The organism is Solimonas aquatica, from assembly GCF_900111015.1.
GTDB classification, from domain to species: domain Bacteria; phylum Pseudomonadota; class Gammaproteobacteria; order Nevskiales; family Nevskiaceae; genus Solimonas; species Solimonas aquatica.
Genome location: NZ_FOFS01000001.1, coordinates 100,176 through 115,538, shown reverse-complemented (window position 1 = coordinate 115,538; position 15,363 = coordinate 100,176). Strand labels below are relative to the sequence as shown.

At 65.8% G+C, this 15,363-nt stretch carries 15 protein-coding genes; 11 read left to right on the top strand and 4 right to left on the bottom strand.

All coding sequences use genetic code 11. The features are described from left to right. Positions 1–359 precede the first annotated feature (359 nt). The gene (locus BMY12_RS00505; RefSeq protein WP_143068788.1) at positions 360–1,121 is read left to right on the top strand and encodes a Crp/Fnr family transcriptional regulator; all 762 of its coding nucleotides are present in this window, start codon (positions 360–362) and stop codon (positions 1,119–1,121) included. A gap of 172 nt (positions 1,122–1,293) precedes the next feature. On the opposite strand, the gene BMY12_RS00500 is transcribed toward BMY12_RS00505, so the two are convergent. The 3 genes from BMY12_RS00500 to BMY12_RS00490 all read right to left on the bottom strand — a co-directional run bounded on the left by BMY12_RS00500 (position 1,294) and on the right by BMY12_RS00490 (position 4,063). Beyond that, entirely contained in the window at positions 1,294–1,926 is a 633-nt protein-coding gene (locus BMY12_RS00500) for a response regulator transcription factor (RefSeq protein WP_093280606.1), read from the bottom strand. Then, the gene (locus tag BMY12_RS00495) at positions 1,923–3,437 is read right to left on the bottom strand and encodes a PAS domain-containing sensor histidine kinase (protein ID WP_093280605.1); all 1,515 of its coding nucleotides are present in this window, start codon (positions 3,435–3,437) and stop codon (positions 1,923–1,925) included. The genes BMY12_RS00500 and BMY12_RS00495 overlap by 4 nt, the downstream gene beginning before the upstream one ends. Positions 3,438–3,556: 119 nt before the next feature. After that, positions 3,557–4,063: a thioredoxin family protein gene (locus BMY12_RS00490; RefSeq protein WP_177188769.1), complete on the bottom strand. Its 507-nt coding sequence runs from the start codon at positions 4,061–4,063 to the stop codon at positions 3,557–3,559. Between the two features lie 249 nt (positions 4,064–4,312). Between BMY12_RS00490 and ccoN the strand changes: the two genes are divergently transcribed. From ccoN to BMY12_RS00445, 10 genes are all read left to right on the top strand, one after another. After that, complete coding sequence (ccoN, locus tag BMY12_RS00485) at positions 4,313–5,776, top strand: cytochrome-c oxidase, cbb3-type subunit I (RefSeq protein ID WP_093280602.1); 1,464 nt, start codon at positions 4,313–4,315, stop codon at positions 5,774–5,776. Next, on the top strand, positions 5,773–6,417 hold the full coding sequence (ccoO, locus tag BMY12_RS00480) for a cytochrome-c oxidase, cbb3-type subunit II (protein ID WP_093280601.1): 645 nt from the start codon (positions 5,773–5,775) through the stop codon (positions 6,415–6,417). The genes ccoN and ccoO overlap by 4 nt, the downstream gene beginning before the upstream one ends. Further along, positions 6,414–6,596 (top strand): cbb3-type cytochrome oxidase subunit 3, encoded by a 183-nt coding sequence (locus tag BMY12_RS00475; protein WP_093280599.1) that lies wholly within the window; start codon positions 6,414–6,416, stop codon positions 6,594–6,596. Before ccoO ends, BMY12_RS00475 begins: the two co-directional genes overlap by 4 nt. Next, on the top strand, positions 6,593–7,516 hold the full coding sequence (ccoP, locus tag BMY12_RS00470) for a cytochrome-c oxidase, cbb3-type subunit III (RefSeq protein ID WP_245732284.1): 924 nt from the start codon (positions 6,593–6,595) through the stop codon (positions 7,514–7,516). Before BMY12_RS00475 ends, ccoP begins: the two co-directional genes overlap by 4 nt. Positions 7,517–7,528: 12 nt before the next feature. Next, the gene (locus tag BMY12_RS00465; protein WP_093280598.1) at positions 7,529–7,825 is read left to right on the top strand and encodes a hypothetical protein; all 297 of its coding nucleotides are present in this window, start codon (positions 7,529–7,531) and stop codon (positions 7,823–7,825) included. A 1-nt stretch (position 7,826) separates the two neighbouring features. Next, complete coding sequence (gene ccoG / locus BMY12_RS00460; protein WP_245732282.1) at positions 7,827–9,257, top strand: cytochrome c oxidase accessory protein CcoG; 1,431 nt, start codon at positions 7,827–7,829, stop codon at positions 9,255–9,257. Beyond that, positions 9,241–9,432: a hypothetical protein gene (locus BMY12_RS19825; protein ID WP_143068787.1), complete on the top strand. Its 192-nt coding sequence runs from the start codon at positions 9,241–9,243 to the stop codon at positions 9,430–9,432. The genes ccoG and BMY12_RS19825 overlap by 17 nt, the downstream gene beginning before the upstream one ends. A 252-nt stretch (positions 9,433–9,684) precedes the next feature. After that, positions 9,685–11,919 (top strand): heavy metal translocating P-type ATPase, encoded by a 2,235-nt coding sequence (locus BMY12_RS00455; RefSeq protein ID WP_093280596.1) that lies wholly within the window; start codon positions 9,685–9,687, stop codon positions 11,917–11,919. Beyond that, positions 11,919–12,056: a cbb3-type cytochrome oxidase assembly protein CcoS gene (ccoS, locus tag BMY12_RS00450; protein ID WP_093280595.1), complete on the top strand. Its 138-nt coding sequence runs from the start codon at positions 11,919–11,921 to the stop codon at positions 12,054–12,056. The genes BMY12_RS00455 and ccoS overlap by 1 nt, the downstream gene beginning before the upstream one ends. Further along, complete coding sequence (locus tag BMY12_RS00445; RefSeq protein WP_093280593.1) at positions 12,053–12,700, top strand: sulfite exporter TauE/SafE family protein; 648 nt, start codon at positions 12,053–12,055, stop codon at positions 12,698–12,700. Before ccoS ends, BMY12_RS00445 begins: the two co-directional genes overlap by 4 nt. Positions 12,701–12,710: 10 nt before the next feature. On the opposite strand, the gene BMY12_RS00440 is transcribed toward BMY12_RS00445, so the two are convergent. Then, complete coding sequence (locus BMY12_RS00440) at positions 12,711–15,230, bottom strand: TonB-dependent receptor (protein ID WP_093280591.1); 2,520 nt, start codon at positions 15,228–15,230, stop codon at positions 12,711–12,713. Positions 15,231–15,363 lie beyond the last annotated feature (133 nt).

Below are 15,363 nucleotides of genomic sequence, written 5' to 3'. Positions count from 1 at the left end.
CGGCAATCAAGCGCTTGCGCGCTTGACTGCCGTTGGCACCTCCATGTGCCAAGCACAGCGTGCCGAAGCCTTCGTTTTTCAGCACGCTGCTAGTGGGCTGTAACGGTCATTTCGGTAGCGAGCCGGCGAGCGCATCCGGCGCCGCTGTCGAGGCGCGAGAAGGAGACATAGCCTGGACTATGGTGACGGCGAGCAACGAAGGCAGCGGTGGCGGGGCGCCGCCGGACGCTATCGAAATGGCTGTTACAGACCACTAGTACGTAGTTCCCGCAGGCGAGCTTACGCAGAATCCCGAATGCCGGCCGCGCCGACGCTTCCCTACAGTGGCGTCACGGGTTAACAACGAGGGAGTGGTCGCCATGACGGACGTCAACAACACGCAAACGGTCTCGCAGTTCCCCTGCGACAATTGCCTGCGCAGCGGACGCTGCCTGGGTTCCGTGGTGGTGAAGGCCGGCGCCGACCACCAGCGTGCCAGCGAAGTCACCGTGGTGCAGCTGCAGCGCGGCCAGCCCCTGTTCCGCACCGGCGATGCCGCCAACGCGGTGTACGTGGTGCAGAGCGGCGCCCTCAAGGCGCGCCGCACCTCTTACGAGGGCGACGAGGAAATCCTCGCCTTCCGCCTGCCCGGCGACGCCATCGGCCTGGACGCCCTGGGTCAGCGCATGCAGAACACCGAGGCGGTGGCGCTGTGCAGCACCCGCGTCTGCCGCGTTCCGCTGGAAGCCCTGCACCGCGAGCTGCGCAGCTCGCCGGAAGTCTCGGAAATGCTGTTCGACGACGTCGGCCGCGAGTTCGAGCGTCTGCACGAGCATCTGCAGACCGAGCGCCGCCCGGCGCAGGCCCGCATCGCTGCCTTCCTGCTCGCCCAGCTCAAGCGCCGCCAGCGCCTGTTCGGCGCGCAGATCGACCGCTTCACCCTGCCGATGACGCGCGTGGACCTGGGCCGCTATCTGGCGCTGGCCACCGAAACGGTGTCGCGCATGTTCACCCGCCTGCAGCAGGACGGCGTGATCAGCTGCGATGGCAATGCCGTGCAGGTGCTCAAGGCCACGGCGCTGGAAGCCATGGCCGGCGCCGGTGCCGAGGAACGCGCCCCTGCCCTGGCCAAGGCCGCCTGAACAGCGGACTAGCAGCTGATGCAAAAGTACATTCCTGCACTTTTGCATGTCGCTTCGAAAAGGCGTGGCTTTTCTCCGCTCCCGACCATCAAGCACTTACAGCGCCCGATGGTCGTTGGCACATCCCTGTGCCAAGCGCAGGGTGATGCAAAACGAGTTTTGCATCACCCTGCTAGGCGGAACCCACCTCCAGCAGCATCCGCACCAGTTCGGCCAGCGAGCGCACGCCCATCTTCTGCATGATGTGCGCACGGTGCAGCTCCACGGTGCGCTCCGAAAGTTTCAGATCGTAGGCAATCAGCTTGTTGGCGGCGCCTGACATCAGGCGCTGCGCGATCTCCCGCTCACGCGGCGTGATCGTTTCATAACGGCTCTTGATCTGCGCGCGCTGCGTATCGCGCTCGGCATCGCGCGCGTCCTGCTGCATGGCGCGCTGCACGCGCTCGATCAGGTCTTCGTCATGAAAGGGCTTCTGCAGAAAATCGAAGGCGCCCACACGCATGGCCTCCACCGCCATCGGCACATCGCCGTGCCCGGTCATGAAGATGATCGGCAGGCGGCTGCCGCGCTCGCTGAGCAGGCGCTGGATTTCCAGGCCGCTCATGCCCGGCATGCGCACGTCCAGCAGCAGGCAGCCACGCCATTCCAGGCGCCAGTCGGCCAGAAAATGCGCGGGGCTCTGGTAGCTGCGCGTCGGCAGCGCCACGCTCTTCATCAGCAGCTCGACGCTGTCGCAGATGGCCTCCTCGTCGTCCAGCACATAGACCACGCCTTGGCTCTCGGCCGGGACTTTTTCCTCGCTCATCCGTTCCCCTTGTTGGGTTCCGCTTGCGGCAGACGCAGGGCGAACGTGGCCCCGCGGAATTCATTGCGGTAATAGCTCAGCAGCCCGCCATGGGCGTGCGCGATCGACTGGCAGATCGACAGGCCCAGACCCATGCCCTGCTGCTTGGTGGTGTAGAACGGCTCGAACAGACGCGAAGCCGCCTGCGGCGAGATGCCGGGACCGCGATCCGACACCCGCACCTCCACATAGCCGGGTTCGGGGATATCGGTTTCGATGTCGATCACCTCGCCGTGGCGCTGCTCGCTCATCGCCTCCAGGGCATTGCGGATCAGGTTGAGCACCACCTGCTGGATCTGCACGCCGTCGGCACTCACCGGCGGCAGCGCCTGATGCAGATGCGTGCGCAGCAGGATGCCGGCCTGGCGCGACTCGAACTCCACCAGCGGCATGATCTCGCCCACCAGCGCGTTGAGATCCAGCTGCGTGCGCTGGCCGTCCTGGCGGCGCGCCAGATTGCGCAGGCCGCGGATCACCTGCCCGGCGCGCTCGGCCTGCGCGGCGATCTTGTCCATGGGCGCGACCAGATCCTCGGGCGTGGCGCGTCCGCTCTGCAGCAGGCGCCGGCAGGCGCTGGCGTAATTGGCGATCGCGGTCAGGGGCTGGTTCACCTCGTGGGCGATGCCGCTGACCATTTCACCGAGCTGGCCGACGCGCGTGGCATGGGTCAGGCGCGCACGCAGGGTCTCGGCCTCGCGGTTGGCGGCCAGCAGCGCGGTGCGGTCGACGATCTCGCTGATCACGAACTGCTGCTGGCCCTGCGCATCAGTGGCCACCGCGCTGTAGAGCATGGTGTGCATGACACTGCCGTCGCGCCGGCAGTAGCGCAGCTCGCAGCGGCACTCGCCGCTCTGCTCCAGCAGATCGGCCAGCAGCTCGGCCGCGTTCTCGCGGTCCTCGGCGAACACCAGACTCTGGTGCGCGCCGCCCAGCATCGCCGCGATCTGGTAGCCGAACAGCTCGGCGCAGGCGCGGTTGGCGCGCAGGATCATGCCGCGCAGATCGGTGATCAGCATGGCGGTGGGCGCGTACTCGAAAATCAGCCGCAGCTCTTCGGTGTTCTGCCTGAGCTGGGCCTCGTGGCGCTTGCGTTCGGAGATGTCGCGGATGATGCCGACGAAGCCGTGCACATTGCCGCTGACATATTCGCCCACCGACAGATCCACCGGAAACACCCGGCCGGCGCGGTCGCGGGCCTGGACCTCGCGGCCGATGCCGATGATGCGGCGCTCGCCGGTGCTGGCATAGCGCTCCATGTAGGCGTCGTGGCGGTTGGCGTCCGGCGCCGGCATCAGCATGCCGATGTTCTGGCCCTGCACCTCCTCGGCGCGATAGCCGAACAGGCGCTCGGCCGAATTGCTGAAGCGGATGATCCGGCCGCGGGTGTCGATCAGGATGATCGCGTCCACCGCCGCGTCCAGCAAGGCCCGCAAAGGGTCGCCGGCGATGCTCAAGGTATCGGCGTTGGACATGGGGCTCGGACTTCGGAAAAGGCGGGTCGTGCGGCCGGTATTTTTTTGACTATACCGGAGCGCGGCGGCAGCGACGAGCGGCGCAGACTGCGCCCCTGGACGAAATACCGTCCCTGCGCTCAGCTGCGACGGTGACGGACGTCGTTACCGCTGGTCGGAACCACGCTACCGGCGTACTGATGACGATCCAACCAGTCCAGCAGCTGGCCCAGACTCAGCGTGCCGCTGATGCGCGCCAGCTCGCGCCCCCGATCGAAACACACCAGCGTGGGGGCGTTGCGGATGCGCAGCTGCGTGACCAGGGCAGCTTCATCTTCGACATGACAAATCGCAAAACGCAAATCGCGGCGATGCCTCGCCGCCTGCTCGAACACCGCATCCATGAAGATGCAGGGCGTGCAGTTTCGTTCCGCAAAATGCACGACGATCATGCCGTCCGAATGGTTCACCTGCGCGGCATAACCCGCGGTGTTCAGCTCGAAGGGCGTCAGCGGGTGCAGCTCGCCGCCGCACCAGTTGCAGTTCGCGCCGCTGAGCCAGTCGCGGTGCGGCAGATCACGCAGCTTGCCGCAACGCGGACAGGCGATATGCATCAAGGCCGGGGTCGGCGCCGGAGTGGCGCTCACGTTCCGGACCTGGGCTGCAGGGGCCCTCGCTGGTGGCGGGACCGCGTGTGCGGACTCATTGGCTTTCATCACGATTCTTCTGGTCGGAGCCAAGTGTCACCGCCACGTGACGACGGGGCATTGATCCATGTCATGCCTGCGGAAAACACGTATCGGACAGGCCCATTGACGCCAATCAATGCCTTGAAAACTCACGCAAACGACACTCGCAGCTACGCCGATTCCAAGCGTTCATAAGGAAGATCAATCATGAGCAATGTCGATGTGCATGCACCGCCCGGCGCGGTGCCACGATATGACGACAAAGTCATCCTGCAGTTCGCGGTGATGACCGTCGTCTGGGGTATCGTGGGAATGTTGGTCGGAGTCTTCATCGCGGCGCAGTTGTTGTGGCCGCAGCTGAATTTCGATCTGCCGTTCCTGACCTACAGTCATTTGCGGCCCTTGCACACCAATGCCGTGATTTTCGCTTTCGGCGGCTGCGCACTGTTCGCCACCAGCTACTGGACGGTGCAGCGCACCGGTCGCACTGCGCTGTTCCTGCCCAAGCTGGCCGCCTTCACCTTCTGGGGCTGGCAGCTGGTGATCCTGCTCGCGGCGGTGACGCTGCCGCTGGGCCTCACTACCGGCAAGGAATACGCCGAGCTGGAATGGCCCATCGACCTGCTGATCGCGGTGGTCTGGGTGGCCTACGGCGTGGTGTTCTTCGGCACCATCGTCAAGCGCACCGTCAGCCACATCTACGTGGCCAACTGGTTCTTCGGTTCGATGATCATCGCCGTGGCGGTGCTGCACATCGTCAACAGCGCCGAGATTCCGCTGTCGCTGACCAAGTCTTACAGCGTCTATCCGGGCGCGGTGGATGCGATGGTGCAGTGGTGGTACGGCCATAACGCGGTGGGCTTCTTCCTGACCGCGGGCTTCCTGGGCATGATGTACTACTTCGTGCCGAAGCAGGCCGGCCGTCCGGTGTTCTCGTATCGCCTCTCGATCGTGCACTTCTGGGCGCTGATCAGCGTCTACATGTGGGCCGGTCCGCATCACCTCATGTACACCTCGCTGCCGGACTGGGCGCAGTCGCTGGGCATGGTGTTCTCGCTGGTGCTGCTGGCGCCGAGCTGGGGCGGCATGATCAACGGCATCATGACCCTGTCGGGTGCCTGGCATAAGCTGCGCGACGACCCGATCCTGAAGTTCCTGATCGTGTCGCTGTCGTTCTACGGCATGTCGACCTTCGAAGGTCCGATGATGTCGATCAAGACGGTGAATGCGCTCTCGCACTACACCGACTGGACCATCGGCCATGTGCACTCGGGTGCGCTGGGCTGGGTGGCCATGGTCAGCATCGGCTCGGTCTACATGCTGATTCCGCGCCTGACGGGTCGTCCGCAGATGTACAGCGTGCCGGCCATCAATCTGCACTTCTGGCTGGCCACCATCGGCACCGTGCTGTACATCACCGCGATGTGGATCGCCGGCGTGATGCAGGGTCTGATGTGGCGCGCCACCGAGGCTGACGGCACCCTGACCTACTCGTTCATCGAGTCGCTGAAGGCCACCTACCCGTTCTACGCCCTGCGTCTGTCGGGCGGCTTGGTGTTCCTCTCGGGCATGCTGATCATGGCCTGGAACGTGTTCCGCACCATGACCACGATGCCCAAGGCCCAGGCCGTGCCGGTCACTGTCAATACCGCTGCCGGAGCCAAGGCATGAAACACGAAACCATAGAGAAGAACATTGGCCTGATGGGCATCCTGATCGCCGTGGCGATCAGCTTCGGCGGCCTGGTGGAAATCGTGCCGCTGCTGTTCCAGAACGCCACCATCAAGCCCTCGCCGGGTCTGCATCTGCGCACCGCGCTGGAAACCGCCGGCCGCGATGTGTACATCCACGAGGGTTGCTACAACTGCCATTCGCAGCAGGTGCGCAATCTGGCCGAGGAAGTGCTGCGCTACGGCCCGGCCGCGCAGGCCGGCGAGTCGGTCTGGGATCATCCCTTCCAGTGGGGTTCCAAGCGCACCGGCCCGGATCTGTCGCGCGTCGGTGGCCGCTACAGCGACACCTGGCACCGCATCCATCTGGACAACCCGCGTGATGTGGTGCCGGAGTCGAACATGCCGGGCTATCCCTGGCTGGCCAAGCAGAGCTTCGCGCCGGGTGAAGTGGGCGCGATGATGAAGGTGCTGAAGCTGGAAGGCGTGCCGTACAGCGACGCCGACATCGCCGGCGCCGATGCCGAGGTGGCGGGCAAGACCAAGATGGACGCGCTGATCGCCTTCCTGCAGTCGCTCAAGGCCGTGCAGGCGCCCAAGACCGCGGACGCGGCCGCTCAGGCCAAGGAGAAGCAGTCATGAGCGCCGGCATCTTCACGCTGATCTCTTTCGTCAGCTTCATCTGTATCTGCATCTGGGCCTGGTCGCGTCATAACCGCGCGCGTTTTGCCGAAGCGGCACAGCTGCCGCTGGGCGATGACGAACTGCCGCCCTGCTGCCGTGGCCACCAGGCCGCCAAAACGGGGAACAAAACATCATGAACATCATGAGCAACGGCTTTTCGATCTACATCATCGTCATCGTGCTGGGCAGCCTCGCTGCCTGCATGTGGCTGCTGTTCGGCCAGAGCAAGGGCACCAAGGGCGAGAGCACCGGCCATGTCTGGGACGATGATCTGCGCGAGTACAACAATCCGCTGCCGCGCTGGTGGCTGAACCTGTTCGTGCTCACCACGGTGTTCGCGCTGGGCTACCTGGCCTTCTATCCGGGCCTGGGCAACTTTGCCGGACGCCTGGGCTGGACCGCGCACGGCGAGATGCAGCAGAACCTCGACAAGATCGTGCAGGCCCGTCAGGAGACCTTTGCCACGTTCAAGAGCAAGAGCGTCGATGAACTGGTGCAGGTGCCGGCGGCACTGGCCCTGGGCAAGAGCGTGTTCCTCAACAACTGTGCGGGCTGCCATGGTCCGGACGGTGCGGGTGCGCGCGGCTTCCCCAACCTCACGGACCATGACTGGCTGTACGGCGGCGACGGCGCCACCCTGGTGACCACCATCACCAATGGTCGCGGCGGCACCATGCCGCCCTTCGGCAGCACGCTGTCGGCGGAACAGATCGAGACCCTGGTGGCCTTCGTGCCGCACTGGTCGGATCCGGCGCTGCCGGCGGCCAAGCGCGAAGCGGGCCTGGCGCAGTTCCAGCAGACCTGCGCGGCCTGCCATGGCCCCGAGGGCAAGGGCAACCCGATGCTGGGCGCCCCCAATCTCACCGACGACACCTGGCTCTACGGCGGCGACGCCAAGACCGTGCGTGAAACCATCACCAACGGTCGTCATGGTCAGATGCCGGCGCATGAGACGGTGCTGACGGCCGACGAGATTCGCGTGGTGGCGGCGTATGTGGAAAGCCTCTCGAATCCGACCGGCGTGGCGGCTGCGGCAACGCCTCCGGCGCAGCCGTAATCGGAAGCCATCATGACCGAGCCAGGACAAGAAGAACTGTCCGAGCCAGGTGCCGACCTCATCGTCGGTGAAGCGGCGCGGCGCGGCCTGGGCAGTCGCCCAGGTCTGCGCCGCCTCGCGGCGATCAGCTGGTCGGCGTTTCTGGGTGCGAGCTGCATGCTGCCGGTCTGGCTGCTGGTGGGCGATGACTGTCTGCATACGCCCATCGCCTTCAGCCGCGTTGGCGGCGCCTTCGCCATCTGTTTTCTGCTCGCGTTGATTCCGGCTGGCGCGATGGCACTGCTCGAGTGCCGGCCCCGTGGAGCCTAAAGTGCAAGCCCATCCCGACCCGAAGCCGAGTTCAGAGGCCCAGGGTGAAGTCTTCCTGTACGAAAAGCCGGTCAAGATCCAGTCCCGGCGCAGTACCGGGCGCTACAGCTCGCTGCGTCTGGCGGCGATGCTCGCGCTGCTGGGCATCTACTACCTGCTGCCCTGGTTCACCTGGAACGGCGAGCCCCTGGTGTTTCTGGATCTGCCGCACCGGCGCTTCCATGTCCTGACCATGACCCTGGTGCCGCAGGATCTGATTCTGCTCACCGGCATTCTGCTCGCCGCGGCATTGACGCTGTTCTTCTTCACCACCCTGGCCGGCCGCCTCTGGTGCGGTTATGCCTGTCCGCAGACGGTGTGGACCGAAGCCTTCATCTGGTTCGAGCATCTGATCGAAGGTGATCGCCATCAGCGCCTGAAGCTCGACAAGTCGCCCTGGAATACCGAGAAGGTCTTGCGCAAGGGCGGCAAGCATTTCGCGTGGGTGGCGTTCTCGCTGCTCACCGGTTTCACTTTCGTCGCCTACTTCGTGCCGGCGCGCGAACTGTTCGGCGATCTGCTCCATGGTCAGCTCTCGGGCTGGCCGGCGTTCTGGAGCCTGTTCTACGGCTTTGCCACCTGGGGCAATGCCGGCTTCATGCGCGAACAGGTGTGCAAGTACATGTGCCCCTACGCGCGCTTCCAGAGCGCGATGTTCGACCGCGACACCCTGATCATCGCCTACGACGAAAAGCGCGGCGAGCCGCGCAAGACCCTGGCCAAGAAAGTCGGCCAGCCGGCGGGCGATTGCGTGGACTGCTCGCTGTGCGTGCAGGTCTGCCCCGTGGGTATCGATATCCGCAAGGGCCTGCAGTACGAATGCATCGCCTGCGCCGCCTGCGTGGACGCCTGCAACAATGTGATGGATTCGGTGGGCAAGCCGCGCGGTCTGGTGCACTACACCAGTTCCAATCACGATGCCGGCAAGCCCTATCACATCCTGCGCCCGCGCGCGATCGGCTACGGCCTGGTGTGGCTGGCGGTGCTGGTGGGCGTGGCGACGCTGATTCTCACCCACTCGCCGCTGCGCTTCGACGTGCTGCGTGACCGCCACGCCCTGTATCGCGAGCTGGTGGACGGCAGCCTGGAAAACGTCTACGTGCTGAAAATCACCAACGAGGACGAGCGGCCGCATCACTTCAAGGTGGACGGTCAGTTCCAGAACGGCCCGGTGGCCACCATCGTGCCCAACGAGTTCGATGTCCCGCCCGGCGCCACGGTCGCCAAGACCGTCAGCGTGCGCCTGCCGGCCGCCAGCGAGGACGAGCACGAGCGTGCCGAACACGCCGTGGCCACCCTGCAGCTGAATCTCACCGCCACCGATGCGCCGCAACTCAAGCGCAGCCGCACCGCGCGCTTTCTCACCGGAGACCCGCATGAAAACAAACACTGAGACCCAGACCCCAAGCGCCCCGGCGCGCATGCAGATGTCGCTGGAACTGCTGATCGCGCTGACCCTGCCCTTGCTGACCATCGCGGGTGGTATCACCATGATGCGCGTGGCGGCGACCAGCGGCTTCACCCAGATCGCGTCGCCGGCAGCGCACGTGGTCGTTCATGAGCACTAGGGTCTGTCGACATTGACTTTGCCCGCTGCCTTGCTGCCAGAAATCGCGCCAGGCAAGGCGCGAAACGCAGGCCTGGGTGGTGCCAAAGCCAGGTTTCGCAACGCCGCATGGCGCGATTTCTGGCGCAACCCTTCGGGACGGGGCTGTTTTGGCGCAGGGCGGCATTGGCAACCGCTGGCTTGGAATCATCAAGCGGCGCGTCTGCCGCCTTGCTCTGCGCCAAAACAGCCTCCGTCGCAGCGGACAAAGTAAATGTCAACAAGCCCTAAGACAGCACAGCAAGACTGGCAGGTATACGACCGCGAGGAGCTGCGCAGCAGCATCGCGGTCGCCACGGGATCACGCAGCGAGGTGCTGCTGGGTCTGGATAATGTGCATTGCGCGGCCTGTGTGGCGCGCGTGCGCAAGAGCATCCAGGACCTGGTGCCCGATCCGCAGGTGGATTTGAGCAGCCGCACCCTGCGCCTGAGTCACGATCCGGCACGTCTGCCGCTGTCGCAGTTGCTGCAGCGTCTGGATCAGGCCGGCTTCTCGCCGCAGGTGCTGGCGCAGGATGGCGGCGCGCAGCGCGAAGCCAAGGCCAACCGCCAGTCGCTGGCGCGCATCGGCATCGCCGTGATCGGTGCCATGCAGGTGATGATGCTGGCCTGGCCCGGCTACTTCGGCGAAGGCCAGGACGACGCCGGCATCGCCATGCTGATGCGCTGGGCGCAACTGATTCTGGCCACACCCGTGGTGTTCTATTCCGGCTGGCCCTTCCTGCAGGGCGCCTGGCAGGCGCTGCGCACGCGCAGCGTCAACATGGACGTGCCGGTGGCCGCGTCGCTGCTGATCGCCTGGGGCGCCTCCACGCTGCGCGTGCTGCTGGGTGCGGGCGATCTCTATTTCGATGCCGCCACCATGTTCGTGATGCTGCTCGGCGGCGGCCGCTATCTGGAAGGCCGCACCCGCGCCGTGGCCGGCGCGCGCTTGCGCCTGCTCGCCGCGCGTCGCGCGCTCACCGCCGTGCGCGAGGACGCGCAGGGCCAGGGCGAGAGCGTGCCGATTGCGCGCCTGGCACTGGGCGATGTGCTGCGCGTGGCGCCGGGCGAAACCCTGCCCGCCGACGGCGAGCTGCTCGATGATTTCGCGGCCCTGGATGAATCCCTGCTCAGCGGCGAAGCACGGCCGGTGACGCATCATCGCGGCGAAGTGCTGGCGGCCGGCAGTCTCAATGTCGGCGCCGGCGTGCTGCGTCTGCGCGTCAGCACCCTGGGCCAGGGCACCATGCTCTCGCACATCACGCGCCTGCTGGCGCAGGCCCAGGCGCACAAGCCCAAGCTGCAGCTGATTGCCGACCGCATCGCCGGCCGCTTCGTGCTGATCATTCTGGCCCTGGCCCTGCTCGGCGCCGGACTGTGGTGGCACGCCGGTGCCGACAAGGCGCTGTCGGTGGCGCTGGCGGTGCTGGTGGCAAGCTGCCCCTGCGCGCTGTCGCTGGCCACGCCGGCAGTGTTCGCCGCCGCCGCCAGCCGTCTCGCCGGCCGCGGCGTGCTGCTGGCCAATCCCGCCGCGCTGGAGCGCGTGCAGGAAGTGCAGGCGGTGCTGTTCGACAAGACCGGCACGCTCACCCACAACGCGCTGCAGCTGCAGATCCTGCAGCCGCTGGCCGCGCTGGACGAAACCAGCTGCCGGCGCATCGTCGCCGCCCTGGAACGCGATCTGCCGCATCCCATCGCCCGCGCCCTGGCGCAGCCCGAGGTTGCCGGCGCGCAGGACGTGCGCCTGGATGCACGCGGCGGCGTGAGCGGCAGTGTCGATGGCGCCGACTACTGGCTGGGCGCGCCGGAACATTCCGGCTGCGAGCTGTCCGCCTATCGCGCGCAGCTCGACGCGCAGCCCGAAGCCACCTGGCTGCTGCTGCGCCGGGACCAGCAGCCGCTGGCGCTGCTGGCGCTGTCCGCCGTGCTGCGCAGCGAGGCCCGCGAAACCGTGGCCGCGCTGCAGAGCGAAGGCCTGCGTGTGGAACTGCTCAGCGGTGATGGTCAGGCCCCGACCGAAGCCCTCGCCCAGCGCGTCGGCATCGGCGCCTGGCGCGCGCGCCAGACGCCGGAGCAGAAACTCGCGCGTCTGCGCGAGCTGCAGCAGCACCAGGAAAAAGTCATGGCCGTGGGCGACGGCAGCAATGACGCGCCGTTTCTCGCCGCCGCCGACGTAGCGCTGGCCATGCCCTCCGGCACGGCGCTGGCCCAGGCCCGCGCCGACGCGATCCTGATCGGCGACAGCCTGCAAGGCATCGTCGCGCTGCGCCAGGTGTCTGCGGCCAGCCGCAAGCGCATACGGGAAAATCTCAGCTGGGCGTTCGTCTACAACCTCGTCATGCTGCCGCTGGCGCTGGGCGGTCTGCTCACACCCTGGCTGGCCGCCCTGGGCATGTCGCTGTCCTCGCTGATCGTGGTGAGCAATGCCCTGCGCCTGGGCGCGGGCGGCGCCACAAGGAGTTCGTGATGGAAGCGCTCTATATCCTCATCCCGCTGGGCCTCACCATCATCTTCGCCGCCGGCGCGGCGCTGATCTGGGCGATCCACAGCGGCCAGTTCGAAAACCTGGAGCAGGCCGAACGCCTGGGTCTGGACGACGAATGAATCTGTTGCTGGCGATCAGCGCCGGTGCCGCTGCCGGCATGGCGGCGAGCCCGCACTGCGTGGCCATGTGCGCGCCGCTGCAGGCCATCCAGCTGCGTCGCGCGCAAGCCGCCGGCACGCTGTGGCTGCATGGTGGTCGCGTGCTCGGCTACAGCCTCGCGGGCCTGCTCGCCGGCGCGCTGGGCCTGGCGCTGTTGCAGACCCTGCCCTCGCCGCAATGGGGTCTGATCCTGCAAGCCCTGTCCGCCGCCGTGCTGCTGGCCATGGGCCTGCGTTACTGGCAGACGCCACGGAACGCCGTCTGCGCCGGCAGCTGTCATTGCCCGGCGCCAAACCGTCAGGCCGGTGCCCTGTTCACCTGGGGCGGTTTGCGCGTGCTGCTGCCCTGCGCACCGCTGTACAGCATGCTGTTTCTCGCCGCTGTCTCACGTGATCCGCTCTACGGCGGCATCAGCCTCGCCGCCTTTGGCCTCGCCACCATGCCGGCCCTGGGGGGCAGCAACTTCCTGCTGCAGCACTTCGGCACCCGCCTGGCCGCCGGCCGCGTCGCCGGTGGCCTGCTGATGGCCAGCGGCCTGCTCACCGTGGCCTTGGCCTTTGCGCACTGGCATGGCGGCAGCGGCTGGTGGTGTGCGACGCCGTAGGCCGCATCGCTCAGAAGTTGTACCGCAACCTCGCGCCAATCATGCGTGGCGCGCCCACCACGCGGGACTCGAAGGCCAGCAGGTTGTAAGTGCCGCTGGTGTAGGTCGTGTATTTCTCGTTGAGCACATTGGTGCCGAACATCACGAAGTCGATGGGTGAGGCCAGGATGTGGCTCCAGCTCAGATTCAGATTGAGCAGGCTGAACGCATCCAGCAGGCCATAGGGGCCCGAGCTGGATGCAGCAGAGCGCTGCCGACCGATGTAGGAGTACGTGACGCCGGCGTCGATATCGCCGATTTCCGCCGCTGTCGGCACACGCCAGCTCAGCGACGCAACATAGCTTTGCTTCGGCGCATAAGGCAGCTCGTCGCCGACGTCGGCAATCGGCGTCACCGAGAAGCCCGCAATCGGGCCGCCGGCATCGCGCACGCGCGCGGTCTGGTCCTCCTGTTCCAGCAGCTTGGTGTCGAGCAGCGAGAACGACAGCGCCAGGCTCAGGCTGTCGAGCAGCTGGAAGTAAGCCTCGCCTTCAATGCCCTTGATGCGCGACTTGCCGGCGTTGACGATGGTGGTGGTCTGCAAGGCGGTGGGCGAGACATAGCCCAGCTGCAGCTGCTGGTCGGTGAAGTCGTTGTAGAAGACCGAGAGATTGAAGCGGCCGGGAACCGGCCCGCCGAACTGGGTCTTGATGCCCACCTCGTAGGTGTCCACGCGCTCGGGCTTGAAAGTGTCGACGCCCGGATCGGCGGCGAGAATCACACTGCCCTGGCGATAGCCACGCACATACTTGGCGTAGGCCATATTGCCGCGAAACGGCTTGTAGTCGAACTCGAGCACGCCCGTCGGTGCCTTGCTGCTGGTATGCGGCGAGCTGATCTGCTCGGTGGGCGCCAGCGGCGTCGCCAGCGCCCAGGCGTAGCGGGTCTTGATGCCGTAACCCTCCGTGTGATCCCAGGTGTAGCGCAGGCCGCCGGTGAGATTGAACTCGTCGGTGATGTGCCAGGTAGTCTGCGAGTAGACCGCGCGGTTCAGGTATTCGGTCTTGTAGTGCTGTACCAGCACGCCGCCGACAGCACCCGCCAGGGGGTCATAGCAGTTGAAGCCGGACGGGGCGCCCTCGATGGTGGCCACTTCGCAGGACACCAGACCTGCAGAGTTGTTGCCGGAAAAGCCGTCGGGAAGGCTGTGCTCGTAGTAAACGCCGGTCTGCCACTCCAGCGCGTGATCGAAGGAACTCCCCTGCAACTGCAGCTCCGCCACATAGGTTTTCTGGCTGGTGACGGGGATGTCCGGATTCGGCACCGAGATGCCGGTCTTGAACTCGCGGGCCGGGTTCGGATCGATGGGCACACCGGCCAGGCTGTAGCGGAACTGCGTGCCGAAGATGTCGGAGCCATTCTCGGTGTGCAGATGCGCGTAGGCCAGGATGTTCTTGAGCTTGAGATCATCGTTGATGTCCCAGCTCAGGGTGTTGATCAGGCGCTTCTCCTTGATCGCGGTGACCGGCGTCTTGATGGTGCTCACCAGATCGTAGAAGCCGTCCTGTCCGGCAGCCTTCTGCCGGTCCAGCTGCTGCTGGCAGGGCTGGGCCTGCAGCAGCCCGGAGAACGCCAGGAAGAAATCACTGGTGACCGTATTGGGATTGCAGGCGTAGAGCTGCGAGCTGTAGCCGGTGCTGTCGGAATCGATGTACGAGACGATGGTGTAGTTCTGCAGCGCCTCGCCGATGTCCCAGAGCATGCTGAAACGTCCAGCCAGATAATCCGTACTGCCGAGATGATCTGCGCCAATATCGGTGATGTTGCGCAAATAGCCGTCGCGCACATTGCGGTCGATGGCCAGGCGCGTTTTGAAGTGCTCGGTGACCGGCACATTGATCACACCCTGTGCGCGGCGCGCATCCCATTCACCGCCGGTGAGTTCCAGGTAGCCGCCAAATTCGTTGCTGGGCTTGTTGGGTACCAGCAGCACCGCACCGCCCGTGGTGTTGCGGCCGAACAGCGTGCCCTGCGGTCCTTTCAGCACCTGTACGTTGGCCAGATCAAACATCGAGCCGGGACCAGCACCATCGCCCGAAGTCTGCGAGCTCTGGCCGCGCGGCGCCACCACCTCGGCCATGTAGATCGCCACCGAAGAAGTGGTGCGCAGCTCCTGCGTGAAGCCGCGGATCGAGAAGGTGGCGTTGTCGGCACCGAAGCGCTGATTGGTGGACAGTGAAGGTGTGTACGCCGCCAGATCCGATGAGTTGGTGATATTGGCGTTGGCCAGCTGCTTGGCGTCGAACACGGTGATCGAGATCGGCACTTCCTGCGCGCTTTCATCGCGGCGCTGTGCGGACACAATGACCTCTTCCAGCTTGGCGCCCGTATCACGCGTCGTCGATGGTGTCGGCGGTGGCGGCGGCGCCTGCGGCACGGCGATGGTGTTCAAAGGCGCCGGGTCTTCACCAGCGGTGGACTGTGCCTGCAAGGCCGGCGAACCCAGGGCAACAGCCAGCCCCGTGCCCAGCACGGATTTCCATGCGTTCATGCTCTCCTCCCCTCGTGGTCCGTGTCGATGACACGTCCTTTGCTGCTGCCCGGCACCGGCTTACAAGCGACTGGTGCTGCGGCTTGATGCCAGCGCATCAGACCCGGCAGCCGATAATTAGTGTCAGGACATT